This is a genomic window from Natribacillus halophilus (assembly GCF_900100185.1).
Lineage (GTDB): Bacteria > Bacillota > Bacilli > Bacillales > Marinococcaceae > Natribacillus > Natribacillus halophilus.
In genome coordinates this window covers 382,566-399,973 of sequence record NZ_FNEN01000001.1, presented here as the reverse complement: position 1 = coordinate 399,973, position 17,408 = coordinate 382,566, and the positions used below count along the sequence as shown (strand labels likewise).

Below are 17,408 nucleotides of genomic sequence, written 5' to 3'. Positions count from 1 at the left end.
GGAAAAACATGGAGTATATTGCGACGTTTGATATCGGCACATCCAGCATCAAGGGCGTTCTCATTGGCAAGGATGGATCATTGCAGTATCCCGAGACGCGTCCAATTGAGACGGATTATAGGGAAGATGGACGTGTAGAACAAGATCCCGGGCAATGGTGGGAGAAAGTATGTCAAATAACTGTTTCCTGGTGGGAAAGTGGTATAAGCCCGCAACATGTGAAAGCGATTGTGATGAGTGGACAGATGCAGGATTGTATTCCGATCGATGCCGATGGCCAGCCGGTGCGTCCGGCCATCCTTTACGCTGATAACCGTGCGGAAGAACAAGCTGAACATATTGCGTATGACATTCCCGATTTGTCCCTGACAACCGGTAATCATTTTGATGGCTCCATGATTTTTCCAAAGATAAAGTGGCTGCAGGAAATAGAACGTCACGCGTATGAGCGGACGGAGACCATATGTGTGAGTGCCAAAGATTATGTGATTTTTCAGCTGACGCAAGAAACAGTTGCCGACCCTGTCACCGGAGCGACGACGGGAATGATGGATTTGCACCGCAAGGAATGGGTGACTAAATGGGTGGAAGACCAAGGCCTCGATTCGCAAAAACTCCCGCCTCTATTCGATCCTAGCACGAAGGTTGGCGAAGTCGTTGAAAAGAGCGCGAAGAAAAGTGGCTTTGTCCGGGGAACGCCTGTATTATGTGGATCCGGTGATGCCGGGGCCACTACCATGGGCGCCGGGATCATCGACCAAGGGGATAAATATGTCTATCTCGGTTCAACCGGTTGGGTGGCCTATGTGACCGATAGGATTACAGAGCAAGCAGACGGTATTTTTCATTTGAGGGACCTCTCTCAAGAGCAATACATTGCCATAGCGCCAATGCTAAATGTAGGCAATGCACATCTTTGGGCAGTTGACCTCTTTGGTGAGGGTGAGGAAAAGGATTACATAGGCTTCGAACATGCCGTTCAATCTACGGCACCCGGCGCTGCAGATGTCTTATTTTTACCGTATCTTAAAGGTGAGCGCTTTCCGATCCAGGACATGTCTGCTTCGGGATGTTTTATGAACATGAGGGAGACGACAACGAAAGCGCATTTAAGCCGGGCCGTGTTGGAAGGGGTGTCCATGTCGATACGGCAGACGATTGAGACGCTGATCGGCGAGGATGCGGTGGATACGCCACTGATTCTGATTGGCGGAGGGACACAGAGTGAATCATGGTGTCAGATTTTAGCCGATATGTGTCAGAATGTTGTACGTGTGCCTGAACACCCCGAATATTTACCGTCATTAGGGGTGGCTGCCGCAGGTTTTGTTTACTTGCACTGGTCGGCCGATTATCAGGGTTTTCATCAGCATTTCATGCAGCACTTGCCAATGAAAACATACTATCCTTCCCCTGATGTGAAGGCGACTTATGAGCGGTTATATCAAAAATTTAAGAGTTTGTATCCAATCATCAGAGATTGGTCAGAAGGAGAGAGATTTTCGTGACGACAGCAGATGCCGTTGTGATCGGCGGCGGGGTGATAGGAACTTCGATTGCCTATCGTTTAGCCGAAGAAAAGCGAAAAGTCATTTTAATCGAAAAGGGAGAAATAGGCTCGAAAACATCTGGATCTTGCGATAAGGCTATCTTTCTCCAATCCAAAAAGCCGGGATTTCCAAGTGAACTGGCAAAAGCCAGCCGAGACATCTATGAAAATCTTGAAGCTGAGCTGGGCGTCCCCTTTGAATTTAAGCGAGGGGGTGGAATGATTGTCGTTCAATCTGAAAAATATCTGCCCTTCATAAAGGATTTTGTAGAAAAGCAAAAACAAGCCGGCATCGATATTCAGCTTTTAGACCAAAAAGAAGCAACAGATCGCCAACCCAGTTTATCGGAAAACATTATAGGTTCCACATACAGCAAAGAGGACGCGGAAGTCAATCCGTTGTTATTAAGCCAGGCGTTTGCTGATGCTGCGAGACGAAAAGGGGTTGAGATTCGTACGCATACAGAGGTTGTAGACATAGCCATTGAAAATGGAAAAGTAGTAGGGGTCCAAACAGCCAAAGAGTACATTCCTACAGAAATTGTGGTGAACGCTGCTGGTCCCTTTGCTCCTCACATAGATGACATGGCAGGGGTGAATATCCCTATTCAACCACGTCGCGGGGCGATTCTTATTTCGGAAAAAGTAACCCCTGTCGTCAAAGGAAACATTTTATGTTCACAATATATTGCTGCGAAACACCTAACAGAGGAAGCGCCTGCTTTTGGCATCGGACTCTCCCTAGGGCAAACAGATGATGGGAACTTACTCATCGGCGCCAGCAGAGAATTTAAAGGTTTCAATCAGTCCATAGAATCGGAAGTGCTCCCCGCGATTGCCAAACATGCGACGAGCATCGTTCCGAGTCTGGGAAACATTCGGATCATTCGCTCTATGGTAGGTTTTCGTCCATACACGGGTGACGGGTTGCCGATTATCGACGAAGCTCGGGACGCAGAAGGGTTTATCATAGCAGCAGGACACGAAGGGGATGGGATCGCCTTGGCCCCGATCACTGGACTGCTGGTCCGTGATTTGCTAGATCGAAAAGGTGTTTATCAATCTTTTCTGGAAAAATTGAAGCTTAATCGCTTTAAGTAAAAATGAAATGGGGGGTTCAGATGCTCGATATTATCATTCCATTGCTCATCCTGTTCGCGATTATATTAATCCCACAAATTCCTAAAATTGGGGGAGAAGTACGGCTTGCGTTACTCCTTGCCGCGCTTGCTGCCGCGATAATGGGGGGATTAACACCTGTAGAAATCGGAGTTGCCTTGATAGATGGGGTCGATCAGCTCGCTTGGGTGATCATGTTGTCAATTACGGGGAGCATTTATGCCGAGACGCAAGTGAAATTGGGTGCGATGCAAACGACGATGCTTAGCTTGCGTTCGATTTTCGGCAAATCTTCGTTAGGGTTAGTTGCAGCTGTATTGATCGCATTAACATTTGCCGGTTCACTTCTTGGGGATGCTATTGCCGCATCCGCGGTCATAGGCTTTCTCGTCATTCGCTCGTTGGCGGATTTGAATATCAAGCCGGAACAAATCGGGATGATTATTTTGGTGGGGGCTTCCTTAGGTTCGCTCATGCCACCGATTACGCAAGGCGTTATTTTGTCTACTTCCTTGATTGACATAGATCCAACACCGGTGATTGTCACTAGCATTTTCACCGTTACAGGGGGCCTTTTGTTTGCGATACTGGATGCCAGTCGGTTTGTGCGGGGAAAGCGGTTGCCGGAACATCTCTTGCCCAATCAATCCTTTTTTACGATAATCAAAGAAAGATGGAAAACGTTGGTGCCACTTATCGTGTTGGCGTTTATTGTCGTTCTTGATACAGGATTTGATGTTAACATATTCACTGTTTGGGAACCGATGGGACAATGGGTGGCTTATCTTGAAACGTTACCCATACTGAATGGTATTGTATTTCCAATTGTATTGGCGATCATGATAGGGGCAATTGTTAGCTTTTTCTATGCGAGTGTACGAAAAGAAACTGGAACAGTATTCAAACGAGGATTGAAAAACATAAGCAAGACGGTACAAATTCAATTGGCTGCTGGGTTTATGGTTGGAATATTTTCTGCAACTGGCGTGATCGATCGCGTATCAGAACTCATGGAAGGATTACAGGCGACGGCTCTTAAGCTGGGGGGAACCGTGAGCATGTTGTTGGTAGGTATGCTGACGGGTTCGCAAACGACCGCACAGACGATAACGGTTCCTTTTCTTGCTCCCGCCTTGGAGAATCTTAATGTGGATCCCATGAATATCGCTCTTGGTGCCGCTCATATATCCGCAGGCGGGCAGAACCTTCCTCCCGTAGGGTTAACCGCTTTTGTAGTGGCCGGACTTATTGGAGGTATATTAAGCAAAAAGGTAGACCCTGTAAAAGTGATGCTCCTGGCGGTACCGGCATCGTTGTACCTAACGTCTGTAGGAGTGATCGCCTGGCTTATATAATTTAAAGGTGGAAATGATACATGATCGGAATATTAATGCTTGATACAAGTTTTCATAGGCCAAAAGGGGATATCGGAAATCCGGAGACGTTTTCGTTTCCGGTCCTTTATAAGACAGTAAATGGAGCTACCGTTGCTCGTGTGATGGATTCTGGGGACGACGCACTGATTGATCTTTTTGTGAAAGCTGGCAAAGAACTTGAAAACGAGGGTGCCAAAGCCATAACAACAAGCTGTGGTTTTCTGGCTATCTTTCAAAAGGAGCTCCAACGAGCACTAGCGGTTCCTTTCTTTTCATCCAGTTTGTTGCAAATTCCATTTGCAAACCGTGTCACAGGAGGCGCGGTAGGGGTATTGACCGCTAAGAGATTGAGTTTAACAACCCAACATTTTAAAAGCGTCGATGTGCATCATCACCCGGTGGTTATTGAAGGGATGGATGATCAGCCTGCCTTCACCTCCGCGATTGTCAATCAAACGGAAGCCTTGAATGTGAATGCTGTCACGAAGGAAATAAAACAAGTGACTACGCGTCTACTCGAAAACCATCCGGAATTAAGTGCGATTGTTTTGGAATGCACCAACATGCCACCATATAAGAATACAGTACAAGGCATTGCCGATCTTCCCATTTTTGATATAACTACCTTGATGAACTATATGTACGATGCCATGGGGGTGCCGTGAATTCAAGATGTCATGATCTGTCGATGTGAAGAAGTCTATTACCGTGAGATAATGAAGGCCATAGAACAAGGAAGTGCAACGTCCAAAGAAATAAAACTGCAAACACGGGCAGGCATGGGAATTTGCCAGGGAAGAACGTGTCGGCCGCTCATCGAGCAGATGGTGTCCATACACGCAAACGAAGAGATACCGGATTCAAGCCGTCTGACGCATAACAACCCTATCCGCCCGATCACCTTAACCGATTTAGCGAACAACACGAAGAGGGATGAATGATGAGAATAACCGATCACCCGGTATTGGGACCATTAGAGAAAAAAGAAGTAACCATCCAATTTAATGGTGTCGATTACATTGGGCTTGAAAATGAATCGATCGCGGCGACGCTCCTCGCCAACGGCATTCGAACGTTGCGATATTCGGAAAAAGAAAAGGAACCACGAGGCATCTATTGCGGCATCGGCCATTGCTATGAATGCCGGGTAACCGTAAACGGGGAAAGAAGTGTACGTGCCTGTATCACTCCTGTAGAAGAGCAAATGATTGTTGAGTCACAAGGGTTCCAGTCATGAAGTATGATCTTATCATTGTCGGCTCCGGCCCGGCTGGATTGAGTGCTGGCATAGAAGCGGCAAAACATGGCGCGAAAGTGATGATTGTTGATGAGAACCCCTTTGTCGGCGGCAAATTAATCGGCCAATTGCATGAAGAGCCTAAAAACGGTTGGTGGATTGGAAAACAGGTGGCAGAATCTCTCGCTGAAGAAGCAAAAGCGCTCGGTGTTGTATTTTTGCAGGAAAGAGAAGTATGGGGAATTTTCCCGAAGTGGACCGTTAAGTTGAATCAGGGAGAGGAATTACATGCGTCATTTGTATTGATCGCTACCGGAGCTGCTGAAAAGGCCATTCCCATAGCGGGCTGGACTTTGCCGGGCGTGATGGCGATCGGAGCGGCACAAGTCATGAATAACTATCATCGAGTTCAGCCCGGAAAAAAAGTCGCGATTGTAGGAATCGATCCATTAGCTTTAACGGTCGCCCATGAGATGAAAATGGGAGGAGTAGATGTCGTTGGACTCTTTCTCCCGCCAAGTAATGATTTTTCACAGGAGAAATCCAGACCGAAAGAGATGATTTCTGACTTAGCGATGATGTCTCATCTAGCGCCGAATGTTATGTTGAAAATAGCGGGGAGGATGGCTCGAAATAGATTTGTAAGGAACATAGGTGCTCATTTATACCCTGTGCAAGGCGTAAAGGTATGGGATATCCCCTTATCTTTAAGAAAAAATATAAGGGAAATCAATGGAGATCAGCAAGTAGAAAGCATAACGGTAGACCAGATTGATGCTCACGGTGATGTACAAACGAATCGCCGGCAAACGATAGAAGTCGATTGCGTTTGCATTTCGGGAGGGCTGTATCCTGTATCGGAACTCCCTGCTGCGATTGGTTGCGCTTCTGCCTACATCGAAGAATTAGGCGGACATGTCCCTTTACACGGGGAGGATTTGCAGACAACCCAAGACGGGATTTATGTCGCGGGGAACATAACCGGCATTGAAGGTGCCAACATTGCGATGGCTCAAGGTGAATTAGTAGGTTTTTTGGTAAGTAAGAGAGCGGGGTTCATCAAAGATTACGATGAAAAAGAGATGATTCAATACAAGGAAAAAATCAAGGAAGCAAGAGAAACATCCACGATAAAATTTATGCGAAACATTGACCAGGGCCGAGAAAAAGTGGAAAGACGGTGGCGTGATCCGAATACTTAGAGTGAACCGTTATTACCAGCGAAGACGTACATAATCGGTTGATTTTCTTTCAATCCACCTCACCTGCTCCACGTACGGTTTCTATATATCCATTAGGATAATGTCTTACGATGGTTTGTCTCTCCGGATCATAATATACGATGGACGTACCATTCACTTTTGCATCTAACAGTGCACGTTCTCCTGTCATACGAACGACTTTTTCCAAACGATCAATATCCATATCCAGACCTGGCATGTCAGAACGCCTCCCTTTTCGCTCAGCAAGTACGAACTTCTGTTAATTCAGTTTACCATTGTGAGTGGTTACCGACAATTTATCTGTTGAAACATATTACTGGCTTCCTTCACCGCAATCCATCAACTTTCAGCTCCTCATCATGTAGAATGGGGAGAGGGAGGGGTTTTGATGCCAGTAAATAAAGAAACCGGCTATATTCATGGACTTGAGGACAAAGAACGCCATTACGGGAGCTTAGTGCCGCCCATTTATCAATCAAGTACGTTTACATTTCCGGACGCGGAAAGCGGAGCGGCTCGTTTTGCCGGAAATGAAAGCGGATACATGTATAGTCGCTTGGGAAACCCGACGGTCCAGGCATTTGAAGAGCGGATGGCTGAGGCTGAAGGCGGAGAGAAGGCGCTGGCGTTTGCTTCCGGGATGGCCGCTGTCTCCGCCGTTTTAACGTCTCTACTACGAAGCGGGGATCATGTGCTTGTGTCCAAAGGTGTGTATGGCTGTACATTCGGGCTTTTATCGTGGCTGTCCGATCGTTTTCAAGTCAATGCCGACTACATTTCCATGGAAAATAAATCGGACCTCGAAGAACATCTCCAGTCGACGACAAAAGTCATTTATGTGGAAACGCCCATCAATCCAACGATGAAAATGACAGACTTTTCGCTTATTACGCAATTTGCGCAGGAACATAATCTGACGGTTGTCGTGGACAATACCTTCGCGTCCCCTTATCTGCAGCGTCCGCTCGAGCATAACGCTGATGTCGTCGTTCACAGTGCCACAAAATATTTGGGCGGTCATGGCGATGTGATTGCCGGAGTGGCGATTGGGAGCTTCGATTTTATGGAAGCGGTGCGTAAGAATGCGCAAAAAGATATGGGCGGTGTTCTCGGGTCTTTTGAAGCCTGGTTATTGTTAAGGGGGATGAAGACCCTTGCCGTGCGTATGGACCGGCACTGCGCCAATGCGAAAGTGATCGCTGAAAAATTGAAAAAACATCCAGAAATCGAATCTATTTTCTTCCCGGGTGACGCCGACTTTAAACAATACGAATTGGCGGCAAAACAGATGGATCAGCCCGGAGGAATGATCAGCTTTACCCTTAAAGGCGGAAAAGAAGCGGCATTTAACATGATGAACCGACTGAAAATGATCGCAATCGCGGTCAGCCTCGGCGACGCGGAGACATTGATTCAACACCCGACATCGATGACTCACGCCGTGATACCTGAAGCTGAACGTGAATTTATGGAGATCGGCGACAATATGCTTCGTTTATCGATAGGGCTTGAGCATCACGAAGATATTTGGCGTGATTTGGAACAGGCATTGGCAGAGGAGTAAACGTGGAAAAGGCGTTGGCGGCAGCCGGCGTCTTTTTCTGTAGTGATCACACAAAAATCAGAAAATCCTTGCTATAATTGAGTAAACCGCTAGGTGCAACGGTAGATATTGGAGATAAATATCTGGATGAATCTTATGTAGAAAAAATGTTGGGGGTGTTGAAAATGACCCGTATTGTTGAAAGAATTTATAAGGACGGCAGGGAAGAAGGAAAGGAAGAGGGCAAGCAAGAGGATATTCTCACTTATTTGGAAACCCGATTTGGATTGGATTGGATTCGATGGATATTCAAAATAAAGTGAAGGGCATTACGGACATTGATGTGTTAAACAAGTTGATTGCGAAACTGTACAAAGCTGAAACTGAGCAGCAAGCCGTTAAAGTGATTGATGAATTCAGATGATGACCGGCGGGATCCTGTGGAGCGTTCACAGGATTCTTTTTTTGCAGATAAGAAACCATCATGGCGGCTGAGCATACCGCCACCATCTATCATGAAAACAACTGATTTAGCGCAAAAAGTATAAAGTGACATATGTTGGTTATACTGATTGGTTTGCGCTGCTCCAATAATGGTTGTTTTTATACAAAAGTATAACTTTCTTATCATGCATAAGTGCAACTAAGGCTTTCGCCAGGCTTGGCGATAAGCCAAGTTTTCTTTACAACAATAGCGGTCAATACATCAAGGTAAAGTCAAAGTAAAACGATTTTTAAGGGAAATAAAAATCGCCTTTCTAAGACGAGCCTGAGGGAGATCACATCGCTCTCTCGACAACGTGATTCTTGGTCCCTCTCGGAGCGAGATGCCCTGCCTTTGGGGTATAACAACGCGCTTCTTGTCCCTCTCGGAGCGAGATGCCCTGCCTTTGGGGTATAACAACACGCTTCTTGTCCCTCTCGGAGTGAGATACACTGCCTTTGGGGTATAACAACGCGATTCAAGTGTCATAAAGATCGGAGCGATCTCCGTTCCCTCGGATATCCGCGAATATATTTGGACTTTGACGGAACCGCGGTCAATACATACTTTTACTTGACCAGTGACAAACTATGAACCGACAAATAAGGAGGAATGTAGCGTGGAGCAAAACCAAAACTTAGGTAGCATGATGTCCAGTAACGTTATTTTTGTTGACCCGAGCCAGTCTATCCAGGAAGCAGCGGCCATGATGGAGCAACATAATATAGGTTCGTTGCCGGTTGTCCAAAATGGAGAATTGCTGGGTATTCTGACAGATCGAGATATTACCCTGCGTTCAACGGCTCACGGCAAAGATGGGCACACACACTGTTCCGAATGCATGTCACCTGACGCTGTCTCAGGCAGGACCGATATGGACGTCCATGAAGCCGCGACGATTATGGGAGAAAATCAAGTCAGACGGTTGCCGATTGTGGAGAATGGGCAAGTCGTCGGTGTGGTGGCCCTCGGAGATTTTGCATTGAACGAGATCTATGCAAACGAAGCTGAACAGGCATTAGCCAAAATTTCAGTTAGGCCGATATAACCATCAAGAAGCCAGGAAAGTGAATGTTGCTTTTCCTGGTTTTTGCTATAGGGACAGAACTGAGCGATTGAAAACGGCATGAAATTCCCCTGCACCATACAAGCCCACTCCTGCATAGAATGTAAGAGTTGATTCCAGGAGGGGTGCTCCATGTCGGGGATTTTCACAGCGTTCGCGTATTTATTCAAGGAAATCATGCTGTTCGTCTCCTATGTCAAAAATCAGGCGTTTCCGCAGCCGTTATCCAAAGAAGATGAAAAGTTGTATCTGGAACGCATGAAGGATGGAGATGAACACGCCAGAAATATGCTTATTGAACATAATTTACGTCTCGTTGCTCATATTGTGAAAAAATTTGAAAATACCAATGAGGAGACCGAAGATTTGATTTCCATTGGAACGATTGGACTGATCAAAGGCATTGAAAGTTATTCTCCCAATAAGGGGACGAAGCTTGCAACATATGCAGCCCGATGTGTCGAAAATGAAATATTGATGTATTTGCGCTCCTTAAAAAAAGTAAGTAAAGATGTTTCCATGTATGAGCCGATCGGTGCGGACAAAGAGGGGAATGAACTCAGTTTAATCGAGGTCCTGCAGGATGACGACCCCGATATCGCGGATGCTTTGCATCTAAAAATGGAAAAACGCCAGATCTATGAGTGTATTCACGTGTTATCGGAGCGGGAACGCGAAGTGATCGTGGCCCGGTTTGGCCTCGGAGAAGACGAAGAGCGGACACAGAGAGAGATTGCGAGGGATTTGGGGATCTCCAGGAGTTATGTATCGCGAATCGAAAAGCGTGCGCTCCTGAAGCTGTTTCAGGCTTTCTATAAGCGGCAAAAAGGCGAGAGTGTATAGTGGCCTTGTGATAAGAAATATACTTTCCTATCTGCCAAGAAAAACCTCCTGCCCGGAGGTTTTTCTACGTGTTTATGTTTAGTTGACAGCGTCTTTGAGCTGCTTGCCTGGGCGAAATGCCGGATTTTTTGTCGCCGGGATTTCGATTTCATCACCGGTTTGCGGGTTGCGTCCTTTGCGGGAAGCGCGTTCGCGAACTTCGAAGCTGCCAAAGCCGACGAGTTGAACTTTCTCCCCTTTTGTCAACGTTTCGGTAATGTTGTCAAATACCGAGTCTACAGCTTTCGAGGCTTCTTTTTTGGAAAGGTCGGCATGCTCGGCAACAGAGTTGATCAAATCTGTCTTATTCATGTAAAAACTCCCTTTCATTACTGATATGGTAGTATTGGCGTGTACATAACAAATTTACTCATGAAACCCTTGCTGTGTCAAGTGTTCTGGCGATAATTAAGTAAAATGATTCGATAAAATCCATTATTGACCGCAAAAAGGATTTTTAACCAGCCCTGTCAGCATGCCTGTTTGCGGCTTTCGTCATGGTCGCTCGACTTTTTCGTTTTCGCGCTCGGGCTCAAGATGTTCCGGGTAACTTTCCTGGAGTTCATCGTGTTTGGTCCGGCCCCATAATTCGACGCCATTACGATGGGCGGAGCGAGAGATAATCATCGCAGCCACCGGGGCGGTCAGAAAGACAAAAGCGATCGTCAAAAGCAGTTGTAAGCTAAAAATTCCTTCCCCCAAAAAGTATGTGAAGGTGCCCAGGATGAGTAATACGACACCGAGCGTGGCGCTTTTTGTCGCGGCATGCATGCGACTGTATATATCAGGCAGGCGCATGATCCCGAGGGAGCCAATCAAGCTCAGGAAACTGCCGAGGAGGACGAAGATGCTAATGAGAATCTCGATCAATGACAACACCCCTTTCCAAAAACTTTGCCAGTGCTACGGAGCTGACAAAAGCTAGAATACCCAACACCAATACGACTTCAGCGAAAGCATTTGTCGATTGCAAAATCATGATAATACCAATAAAACCGATGAGATTTAACCCGAAGGAGTCAAGGGCGACGACGCGATCCCATAATGTTGGCCCTTTTAAAGCTCTCCATACACACAGAGCCAAAGAAATGGAAAAAATGATCAATCCCACTTGCATGATCGCTTCAAACATTACTTTGTCACCTCCTGAATGGCTCGTTCAAAATTGTTGCGCACGTCGTCAATCACTTCCTGCGTACTGTTCATATGGATACTATGAATATAAAGGGTACGACCATCCTGAGAGTAATCCATCGTCATCGTGCCGGGTGTAAGGGTGATACACATGGAAAGAATCGTGATTTCCCAATCGGTTTTCAGGTCGGTTCGGAGGGCGATGATCCCGGGTGTAACGTTCAACTTCGGGCTCAGGACGATGCGAATCATATCAAGATTTGCGACCACGAGTTCTTTAATAAAGATAACAATCAGTTTGATGATCGCCCAGACCCGCCGCATGTAAAAGGTTTCATTTAAGGACCCGCGCAGAAAATAGACAACACCGAGGCCAATCACGTAGCCAATCACGAAATTGACGCTCGTATATTCACCTTGGAGAGCCATCCAGAAAATGGCGATGACGATATTTAACAGAATTTGAAAAGCCATAGCCTCTACTCCTCCAGCACAGATTCAATATAGATGGAAGGGTCAAGCAGTTCGTGAGCCATATCCAGGAAGTAAGAAAAGATTGGCTCTGCAGCCAGTCCCATTGCTATCGTGGTGACAACGAATGGAGAGATAGCAACGAGTAAGTCCCTCGTTTTTATTTTGGCTTGACTGGCCGAATGTTTTTGCCTTCCCCAAAACGAATAGGAAAAAATCTTCATCATCGAAAATAAGGTTAAGAGCCCAACGATTAACGAAACAGCAACGACAACGTAGTGGCCTTCACTCAAGCCAGGCACGATTAACGTAAACTTGCCGAAAAATCCGGCTAACGGCGGAATACCCGCCAGAGACATGGCAGTCACGAAGAACAGCCAGGAAAAAGCAGGGTGCGTTTTCAAGAGTCCCCCCATTTGTTTAATATCCGTCGTACCGGTAATTTTTTCGGCTACGCCGGAAAATAAGAATAGACCAGCCTTTACTATACTGTGATGAACCATGAAATAAATCGCACCGGCTAACGCGAGAGGTGTGAAAATCCCTAGTCCCATTACCATGTATCCTACCTGGCTCACACTGTGATAGGCAAGAATGCTTTTGAAATCATACTTGGCAACAGCCCCCAATACACCGACAAGCATCGTTAAACCGGCCAAAATCAGTATGATGTTATGTGTAAAAGAGATTTCATGATTGAAAATAACGGTAAATACCCGAATGATCGCGTAAATACCAATCTTCGTAAGCAATCCGACGAACAGGGCTGAAACCACTGCCGGAGGGCCAGTGTATGACCGGGGTAGCCAAAAATACAGCGGAAAGAGGGCTCCCTTCATCGCAAATACAAAAAGCAGCACAATCGCAACCACGTTAAGAACGCCTTCCTGCCCAAGTTCTTCGACTCGCAACCCGATATGGGCAATGTTCATGGTTCCCGTCGTCGCATATATATAGGCAACGCCGACGACAAAGAACATCGAAGCAAAGACGTTCATCGCGAGATATTTAAAAGATTCCCGTAACTGAAAAGCCGTACTGCCGTGAACAATCAGGATGTAGGAAGCAATAAGCGTCACTTCAAAAAATACAAAGAGGTTAAATAGATCCCCGGTTAAAAATGTACCGTTCACACCGGCAATAAGGAAAAAATAAAACGGGTAAAAATAAAAGCGTTCACGATTCGGGTGAATCGTGCGAAACGCGAAGAACAAACAAAAAATGCCCACCACTGACGAAAGAAGGATCATAACCGTCGCGAACATGTCAGCGACAAGCGGAATCCCAAATGGCATCGGCCAGTCGCCGAGGGCAATGACTTGAATGCCATTCTGATAAACATCGATAGACAACCATATGGAGACGAAGAGAATGGCTGTCATCGTGATGACGCTTATGAATCGTTGTATCTTTTGACTTTTTGCAAAGAAGACGAGTAACGCGCCAATTATTGCAGGTATAACTATTGGCAGGATAATAAGATTATTCATCTGGGGAACCCCTTAACTGTTCTAGATCATCTGTTTGATACACTTTATACGTTCGATAGGCTATCGCAATCGTAAAAGCAGTAATCCCAAAACTAATCACAATCGCGGTGAGAATGAGCGCCTGGGGAAGCGGGTCGCTAAAAGCTGTCTCCGGGCGATCAAGTAGCGGCGGAGCACCGGTTTTTAATCCTGCCATCGTCAATAGCAATAAATGGGATCCATGAGCCAGCATATTTAAGCCAATGACCACGCTCAGTAAACTACGCGCCATGATCAGATAAGTGCCTACCATAAAAGATACACCGACGACAATCGACATGAGTAACTCCATTATTCATCCCCCGCAATCGTTACTATAATGACAAGAGCAGAGGCGGCAACACCCAGGTAAATACCTACATCAAACAGGACCGCCGTTGCCAATTCAAATTCACCGATCCAGGGAAGGGTGAAATAATCGAAATACTGCGTGAGATATGGATCGGCAAAAAGGATGCCGAGAAATCCGGTGCCAAAAGCAATAAGAAGTCCAGCAGGAATTAAATAGACATAGTTAATGGGCAGCATTTCATCGATTTTGCGTTTGTCAAACGTTAAATACAGCAATAACACGGAGCAAGCGGTCATTAAACCGCCGATAAACCCTCCTCCGGGATCGTCATGGCCGGCAAAGAAAAGGTAAATCGAGAAGGTTAGGATGAGAAAAGCGACGATACGTGTAACATGAATGAACAGCAGGTTGTTTGTTTTCCATTTCATATATCATCCCCCTCCTTCATTTTCAAACGGATTAAAGCAACGACCGCAAGCGCCGCGACCCCTAATACGAGTACTTCCAGCACCGTATCCAGAGCCCGGAAATCAACAAGGACGACGTTAACCATATTGTAGCCACCCGCGAGATCGGCAGAGTTTTCAATGTAGTAATCTGAGACAGGTGAAAAGTCATGCCCTTGCCCGTAGGAAAATGCGCTTAAGGCGATCAGTGTGACCATTAAACCAACACCGAATGAAAGCAAGGCATTCGACCATTTAAATGAGGCTTTCATCTTTTCTTTTCTGAACTCGGGCAAATGGTAAAAGGCGAGCATGAAAAGAATGACAAGGACCGTCTCGATTAAAAGCTGCGTGAGCGCAAGGTCGGGGGCTCGAAAGTTCACGAAAAAGAGAGCGATCAGAAACCCGACGAAACCCAGCACGACGATGGCAGCGACGCGTTGTTGAATAAACGGCAAAGCAAGCATGGAGATGACTAAAAGGCCAACAAGCACGACTTCATAAGTGCTGATTTCACTGATGTTCTGCGTATCGATGACAAAGGCGTCATACCGGATCATCGTCCAGATCGTTATAATTAAAAAGAAGGCAGAAACAAAAGTTAAGTAGTCACGCAACCTTCCTGTCATCTGGACGTTGGTAATCAGCCTTGAACCCTTGAGAAGTCCAGTAATCCCGGAATCATACACCGGGGAAAACGGGTCTGTCGTCTTGTTGTAAATCGACAGTTTTCGCCATTTACCCATAGCCAAATATAGCAGACTGCCAAAACCGACGACACCGATCGTCATGAACAACTCAAGGTCAAATCCGTGCCAATGTTCAATGTCAACGGTAAACGCTTCCGCATCGGTTGGCAAGCCTTGCAGGATCGCAGCCATCGACGGCTCGATGATGGACTGGGAAAGAAGGTTCGGGAATATACCAACGATGACCACGACCAAGCCGAGGACGGCAGGACTAATGAGCATGCCGATGGGTGCTTCGTGCACCTTTTTGGCAAAGCGCTCGGGCTCAAACGGCCCGGCAAATGTTTTAAAGAAAAAGATACAGCAATAGACAAACGTAAACACACTGGCGAGCCATCCGATGACCGGAAAGAGCATGCCGGCGGTCTCCATATTGAAGATACCATATTCGGTGGCGTCCGTGATCGCCATGAAAAAGTGTTCTTTACTGAGAAAGCCGTTTAAAGGGGGGATCCCGGCCATCGATGCCGCACCGATTAAGGAAATCGTGGCGGTCGCCGGCATCACCAGCATTAAGCCCCCGAGAGCGCGAATATCGCGGGTGCCCGTTTCATGGTCGACGATCCCCGCCGTCATAAACAGACTGCCCTTAAAGCTGGCATGGTTAAATAAATGAAAAACAGCAGCCAAAATAGCGACCGTATACAATTCATTGGCGTCGTCGAAATAGAGCGCCGCCGAACCGAGGCCGAGCAAACACATGACCATCCCCAATTGACTCACCGTAGAGTAAGCGAGCAGTCCTTTCAGGTCTTTCTGGCGAATGGCTGAGAGCGATCCCCACAGCAATGTAAGCAAACCGCCGCCGGCAATGATCCAGAACCATTCCGGAGCTCCTCCGAATAACGGGGTAAAACGTGCGACAAGATAAATGCCGGCCTTGACCATCGTAGCGGAGTGCAAATAAGCACTAACCGGTGTCGGCGCTTCCATGGCATCCGGTAACCAGATATGAAAAGGGAATTGCGCCGATTTTGTAAAGGCGCCCAACAAAATTAGAATAATTGTCGGCAAAAACAGCGGATGGTCGATGACGCCGCCGGCTTGTCCGATCATTTCCTGAATGCTGAACGTTCCGGTCATGACATAAAGCAGGGCAAACCCTGCCAACATGGCGAAACCGCCTAGAACGGTAATATTCAACGATTTCAGTGCGCCATTGATGGAAGCATCCCGGTGATACCAGTAGCTGATCAAGAGTGTGGAAGAGATACTCGTCAATTCCCAGAAAACATAGAGCACGATGACGTTATCCGAAAGAACCACGCCCAGCATCGCGCCCATAAACATTAATAAATGCACATAGAAGTTGGTGAGGTCCTCGTATTTTTTGTCGAGATAATAGATGGAATAAAGAACAACAAGAGCGCCGATCCCGGTAATCAGGAGGGCGAACAGCAAGCTCCAGCCGTCGATGAATGCGGAAAAATTGATCCCTAAAGACGGGACCCAGGGAACGGTCTCCATAAACGTTTCGCCATCGGCTACCGGATTTATGTATGGCAGAAAAAAGACAAACAAAACCGATGGTACGATCAAAATAAACCAACCCGTATGGACGGGTCGTATGTACTTATAAAGCATGGGTACGATGATGGCAAATAGAAAGGGGATGAGGATCGCCCAGTGCAAAAAGCTCATTATGTCTATCCCTCCTCGTTCGACAGTGAATATGAAAAATCGTGCATTCGTTAAGAATTATAACGTATTAGCGTTAAAGCTGCATGACACAAAAATTGATTACGCTTTCTTTTTTTTATTATAATTAAATAAGTAGAGATCGCTTAAAAGAATCGTAAATTAGTCAATAAGAACTAGTTTTTAAGCCCTTTTTATCTAGAGTTCCCTTAACTTAGGCTGTCATTCATACGTGAGTAAACAGAAAAGACGCTGATATATTAATCAGCGCCTTCACAATACAAGGGGGATCGATATGTAAATGATTTAATTGGCAAGTGACTCGGTCACTGTTAGGGCACGTCGTTCCATTTCTGATTGGATGACGGCTATAAAATCATCACTCAAATTCAAGGACAAAGCTCTTTCGTATGCTTCTATGAGCATTTCATCGGAAAGGTTACGCATATCCGGCCCGCGAAAAGCGCGGTCCACCTCCTTGGGAGTCATGTTACTGGCAAATTCTATCTATACTTTATCATGGAAAGTGTTTGTGGAACAAGAGTTCGTTTATCCACAGATTCTCGTGGATAAGTTGTGCATATGTGCTTTAAATGATTGTTTAACCTCGGAGATAAAGGAGAGAATGAAGTGGATAAATTTATCCACAATATTGTCGATAAAAAATTTG

Annotated in this window: 21 protein-coding genes; 11 read left to right on the top strand and 10 right to left on the bottom strand. The window is 46.2% G+C overall.

Translation table 11 applies throughout. The features are described from left to right. Positions 1-8: 8 nt before the first annotated feature. Genes BLS58_RS02055 through BLS58_RS02025 form a run of 7 tightly spaced genes read left to right on the top strand, consistent with a single transcriptional unit; the run spans position 9 to position 6,483 of the window. Complete coding sequence (locus BLS58_RS02055; protein ID WP_090395881.1) at positions 9-1,508, top strand: xylulokinase; 1,500 nt, start codon at positions 9-11, stop codon at positions 1,506-1,508. Beyond that, a complete protein-coding gene (locus BLS58_RS02050; protein WP_176764555.1) occupies positions 1,505-2,650 on the top strand; it encodes an NAD(P)/FAD-dependent oxidoreductase in 1,146 nt (381 codons plus the stop codon). Before BLS58_RS02055 ends, BLS58_RS02050 begins: the two co-directional genes overlap by 4 nt. Before the next feature lie 20 nt (positions 2,651-2,670). Further along, positions 2,671-4,023, top strand: a complete 1,353-nt coding sequence (locus BLS58_RS02045; RefSeq protein WP_090395879.1) for a TRAP transporter large permease subunit — start codon at positions 2,671-2,673, stop codon at positions 4,021-4,023. Between the two features lie 20 nt (positions 4,024-4,043). Further along, positions 4,044-4,709 (top strand): aspartate/glutamate racemase family protein, encoded by a 666-nt coding sequence (locus BLS58_RS02040; protein WP_090395878.1) that lies wholly within the window; start codon positions 4,044-4,046, stop codon positions 4,707-4,709. A 12-nt stretch (positions 4,710-4,721) separates the two neighbouring features. Further along, on the top strand, positions 4,722-4,985 hold the full coding sequence (locus BLS58_RS02035; RefSeq protein WP_090395877.1) for a (2Fe-2S)-binding protein: 264 nt from the start codon (positions 4,722-4,724) through the stop codon (positions 4,983-4,985). Next, positions 4,982-5,281: a (2Fe-2S)-binding protein gene (locus BLS58_RS02030; protein ID WP_090395876.1), complete on the top strand. Its 300-nt coding sequence runs from the start codon at positions 4,982-4,984 to the stop codon at positions 5,279-5,281. The genes BLS58_RS02035 and BLS58_RS02030 overlap by 4 nt, the downstream gene beginning before the upstream one ends. Next, positions 5,278-6,483 carry an NAD(P)/FAD-dependent oxidoreductase gene (locus BLS58_RS02025; protein ID WP_090395875.1) on the top strand — a complete coding sequence of 402 codons (1,206 nt, stop codon included), beginning with the start codon at positions 5,278-5,280 and terminating at the stop codon, positions 6,481-6,483. Before BLS58_RS02030 ends, BLS58_RS02025 begins: the two co-directional genes overlap by 4 nt. A gap of 49 nt (positions 6,484-6,532) precedes the next feature. On the opposite strand, the gene BLS58_RS02020 is transcribed toward BLS58_RS02025, so the two are convergent. Then, entirely contained in the window at positions 6,533-6,721 is a 189-nt protein-coding gene (locus BLS58_RS02020; RefSeq protein ID WP_090395874.1) for a hypothetical protein, read from the bottom strand. 171 nt (positions 6,722-6,892) lie between these two features. Here BLS58_RS02020 and megL point away from each other — a divergent pair, with 171 nt between their 5' ends. From megL to sigK, 4 genes are all read left to right on the top strand, one after another. Continuing rightward, positions 6,893-8,068, top strand: coding sequence for a methionine gamma-lyase (gene megL, locus BLS58_RS02015; protein ID WP_090395873.1), 1,176 nt, complete (start codon positions 6,893-6,895; stop codon positions 8,066-8,068). 280 nt (positions 8,069-8,348) lie between these two features. After that, a complete protein-coding gene (locus tag BLS58_RS18125) occupies positions 8,349-8,471 on the top strand; it encodes a hypothetical protein (RefSeq protein ID WP_281240983.1) in 123 nt (40 codons plus the stop codon). A 706-nt stretch (positions 8,472-9,177) separates the two neighbouring features. Continuing rightward, positions 9,178-9,579: a CBS domain-containing protein gene (locus BLS58_RS02010; protein WP_090395934.1), complete on the top strand. Its 402-nt coding sequence runs from the start codon at positions 9,178-9,180 to the stop codon at positions 9,577-9,579. A 150-nt stretch (positions 9,580-9,729) separates the two neighbouring features. Next, complete coding sequence (gene sigK, locus BLS58_RS02005) at positions 9,730-10,440, top strand: RNA polymerase sporulation sigma factor SigK (RefSeq protein ID WP_090395872.1); 711 nt, start codon at positions 9,730-9,732, stop codon at positions 10,438-10,440. Positions 10,441-10,518: 78 nt separating this feature from the next. Here the strand turns inward: sigK and BLS58_RS02000 are convergent, their stop codons facing one another. The 9 genes from BLS58_RS02000 to BLS58_RS01960 form a co-directional block, all read right to left on the bottom strand. Further along, a complete protein-coding gene (locus BLS58_RS02000; RefSeq protein WP_090395871.1) occupies positions 10,519-10,791 on the bottom strand; it encodes an HU family DNA-binding protein in 273 nt (90 codons plus the stop codon). Positions 10,792-10,974: 183 nt separating this feature from the next. Continuing rightward, complete coding sequence (gene mnhG, locus BLS58_RS01995) at positions 10,975-11,358, bottom strand: monovalent cation/H(+) antiporter subunit G (RefSeq protein WP_342705364.1); 384 nt, start codon at positions 11,356-11,358, stop codon at positions 10,975-10,977. Continuing rightward, positions 11,330-11,611, bottom strand: coding sequence for a Na(+)/H(+) antiporter subunit F1 (locus tag BLS58_RS01990; protein WP_090395869.1), 282 nt, complete (start codon positions 11,609-11,611; stop codon positions 11,330-11,332). The genes mnhG and BLS58_RS01990 overlap by 29 nt, the downstream gene beginning before the upstream one ends. Further along, positions 11,611-12,087 carry a Na+/H+ antiporter subunit E gene (locus BLS58_RS01985; RefSeq protein ID WP_090395868.1) on the bottom strand — a complete coding sequence of 159 codons (477 nt, stop codon included), beginning with the start codon at positions 12,085-12,087 and terminating at the stop codon, positions 11,611-11,613. Before BLS58_RS01985 ends, BLS58_RS01990 begins: the two co-directional genes overlap by 1 nt. 5 nt (positions 12,088-12,092) lie before the next feature. Then, complete coding sequence (locus BLS58_RS01980) at positions 12,093-13,574, bottom strand: Na+/H+ antiporter subunit D (protein WP_090395867.1); 1,482 nt, start codon at positions 13,572-13,574, stop codon at positions 12,093-12,095. Further along, entirely contained in the window at positions 13,567-13,905 is a 339-nt protein-coding gene (locus tag BLS58_RS01975; protein WP_090395866.1) for a Na(+)/H(+) antiporter subunit C, read from the bottom strand. Before BLS58_RS01975 ends, BLS58_RS01980 begins: the two co-directional genes overlap by 8 nt. After that, positions 13,905-14,333 carry a Na(+)/H(+) antiporter subunit B gene (locus tag BLS58_RS01970; RefSeq protein ID WP_090395865.1) on the bottom strand — a complete coding sequence of 143 codons (429 nt, stop codon included), beginning with the start codon at positions 14,331-14,333 and terminating at the stop codon, positions 13,905-13,907. Before BLS58_RS01970 ends, BLS58_RS01975 begins: the two co-directional genes overlap by 1 nt. Beyond that, positions 14,330-16,741: a Na+/H+ antiporter subunit A gene (locus tag BLS58_RS01965; RefSeq protein WP_090395864.1), complete on the bottom strand. Its 2,412-nt coding sequence runs from the start codon at positions 16,739-16,741 to the stop codon at positions 14,330-14,332. Before BLS58_RS01965 ends, BLS58_RS01970 begins: the two co-directional genes overlap by 4 nt. Before the next feature lie 303 nt (positions 16,742-17,044). Then, on the bottom strand, positions 17,045-17,227 hold the full coding sequence (locus tag BLS58_RS01960) for a sporulation histidine kinase inhibitor Sda (protein ID WP_425433658.1): 183 nt from the start codon (positions 17,225-17,227) through the stop codon (positions 17,045-17,047). Between the last annotated feature and the right edge of the window lie 181 nt (positions 17,228-17,408).

Excerpts from the sequence above, each read along its gene's own strand:
- BLS58_RS02055 (WP_090395881.1), top strand. The coding sequence starts at position 9 with ATGGAGTATATTGCGACGTTTGATATCGGCACATCCAGCATCAAGGGC.
- BLS58_RS02045 (WP_090395879.1), top strand. The coding sequence starts at position 2,671 with ATGCTCGATATTATCATTCCATTGCTCATCCTGTTCGCGATTATATTA.
- BLS58_RS02040 (WP_090395878.1), top strand. The coding sequence starts at position 4,044 with ATGATCGGAATATTAATGCTTGATACAAGTTTTCATAGGCCAAAAGGG.
- BLS58_RS02035 (WP_090395877.1), top strand. The coding sequence starts at position 4,722 with ATGATCTGTCGATGTGAAGAAGTCTATTACCGTGAGATAATGAAGGCC.
- BLS58_RS02030 (WP_090395876.1), top strand. The coding sequence starts at position 4,982 with ATGATGAGAATAACCGATCACCCGGTATTGGGACCATTAGAGAAAAAA.
- BLS58_RS02025 (WP_090395875.1), top strand. The coding sequence starts at position 5,278 with ATGAAGTATGATCTTATCATTGTCGGCTCCGGCCCGGCTGGATTGAGT.
- BLS58_RS02020 (WP_090395874.1), bottom strand. The coding sequence starts at position 6,721 with ATGCCAGGTCTGGATATGGATATTGATCGTTTGGAAAAAGTCGTTCGT.
- megL (WP_090395873.1), top strand. The coding sequence starts at position 6,893 with ATGCCAGTAAATAAAGAAACCGGCTATATTCATGGACTTGAGGACAAA.
- BLS58_RS18125 (WP_281240983.1), top strand. The coding sequence starts at position 8,349 with ATGGATATTCAAAATAAAGTGAAGGGCATTACGGACATTGATGTGTTA.
- BLS58_RS02010 (WP_090395934.1), top strand. The coding sequence starts at position 9,178 with ATGATGTCCAGTAACGTTATTTTTGTTGACCCGAGCCAGTCTATCCAG.
- sigK (WP_090395872.1), top strand. The coding sequence starts at position 9,730 with ATGTCGGGGATTTTCACAGCGTTCGCGTATTTATTCAAGGAAATCATG.
- BLS58_RS02000 (WP_090395871.1), bottom strand. The coding sequence starts at position 10,791 with ATGAATAAGACAGATTTGATCAACTCTGTTGCCGAGCATGCCGACCTT.
- BLS58_RS01990 (WP_090395869.1), bottom strand. The coding sequence starts at position 11,611 with ATGTTTGAAGCGATCATGCAAGTGGGATTGATCATTTTTTCCATTTCT.
- BLS58_RS01985 (WP_090395868.1), bottom strand. The coding sequence starts at position 12,087 with ATGGCTTTTCAAATTCTGTTAAATATCGTCATCGCCATTTTCTGGATG.
- BLS58_RS01980 (WP_090395867.1), bottom strand. The coding sequence starts at position 13,574 with ATGAATAATCTTATTATCCTGCCAATAGTTATACCTGCAATAATTGGC.
- BLS58_RS01975 (WP_090395866.1), bottom strand. The coding sequence starts at position 13,905 with ATGGAGTTACTCATGTCGATTGTCGTCGGTGTATCTTTTATGGTAGGC.
- BLS58_RS01970 (WP_090395865.1), bottom strand. The coding sequence starts at position 14,333 with ATGAAATGGAAAACAAACAACCTGCTGTTCATTCATGTTACACGTATC.
- BLS58_RS01965 (WP_090395864.1), bottom strand. The coding sequence starts at position 16,741 with ATGAGCTTTTTGCACTGGGCGATCCTCATCCCCTTTCTATTTGCCATC.
- BLS58_RS01960 (WP_425433658.1), bottom strand. The coding sequence starts at position 17,227 with ATGACTCCCAAGGAGGTGGACCGCGCTTTTCGCGGGCCGGATATGCGT.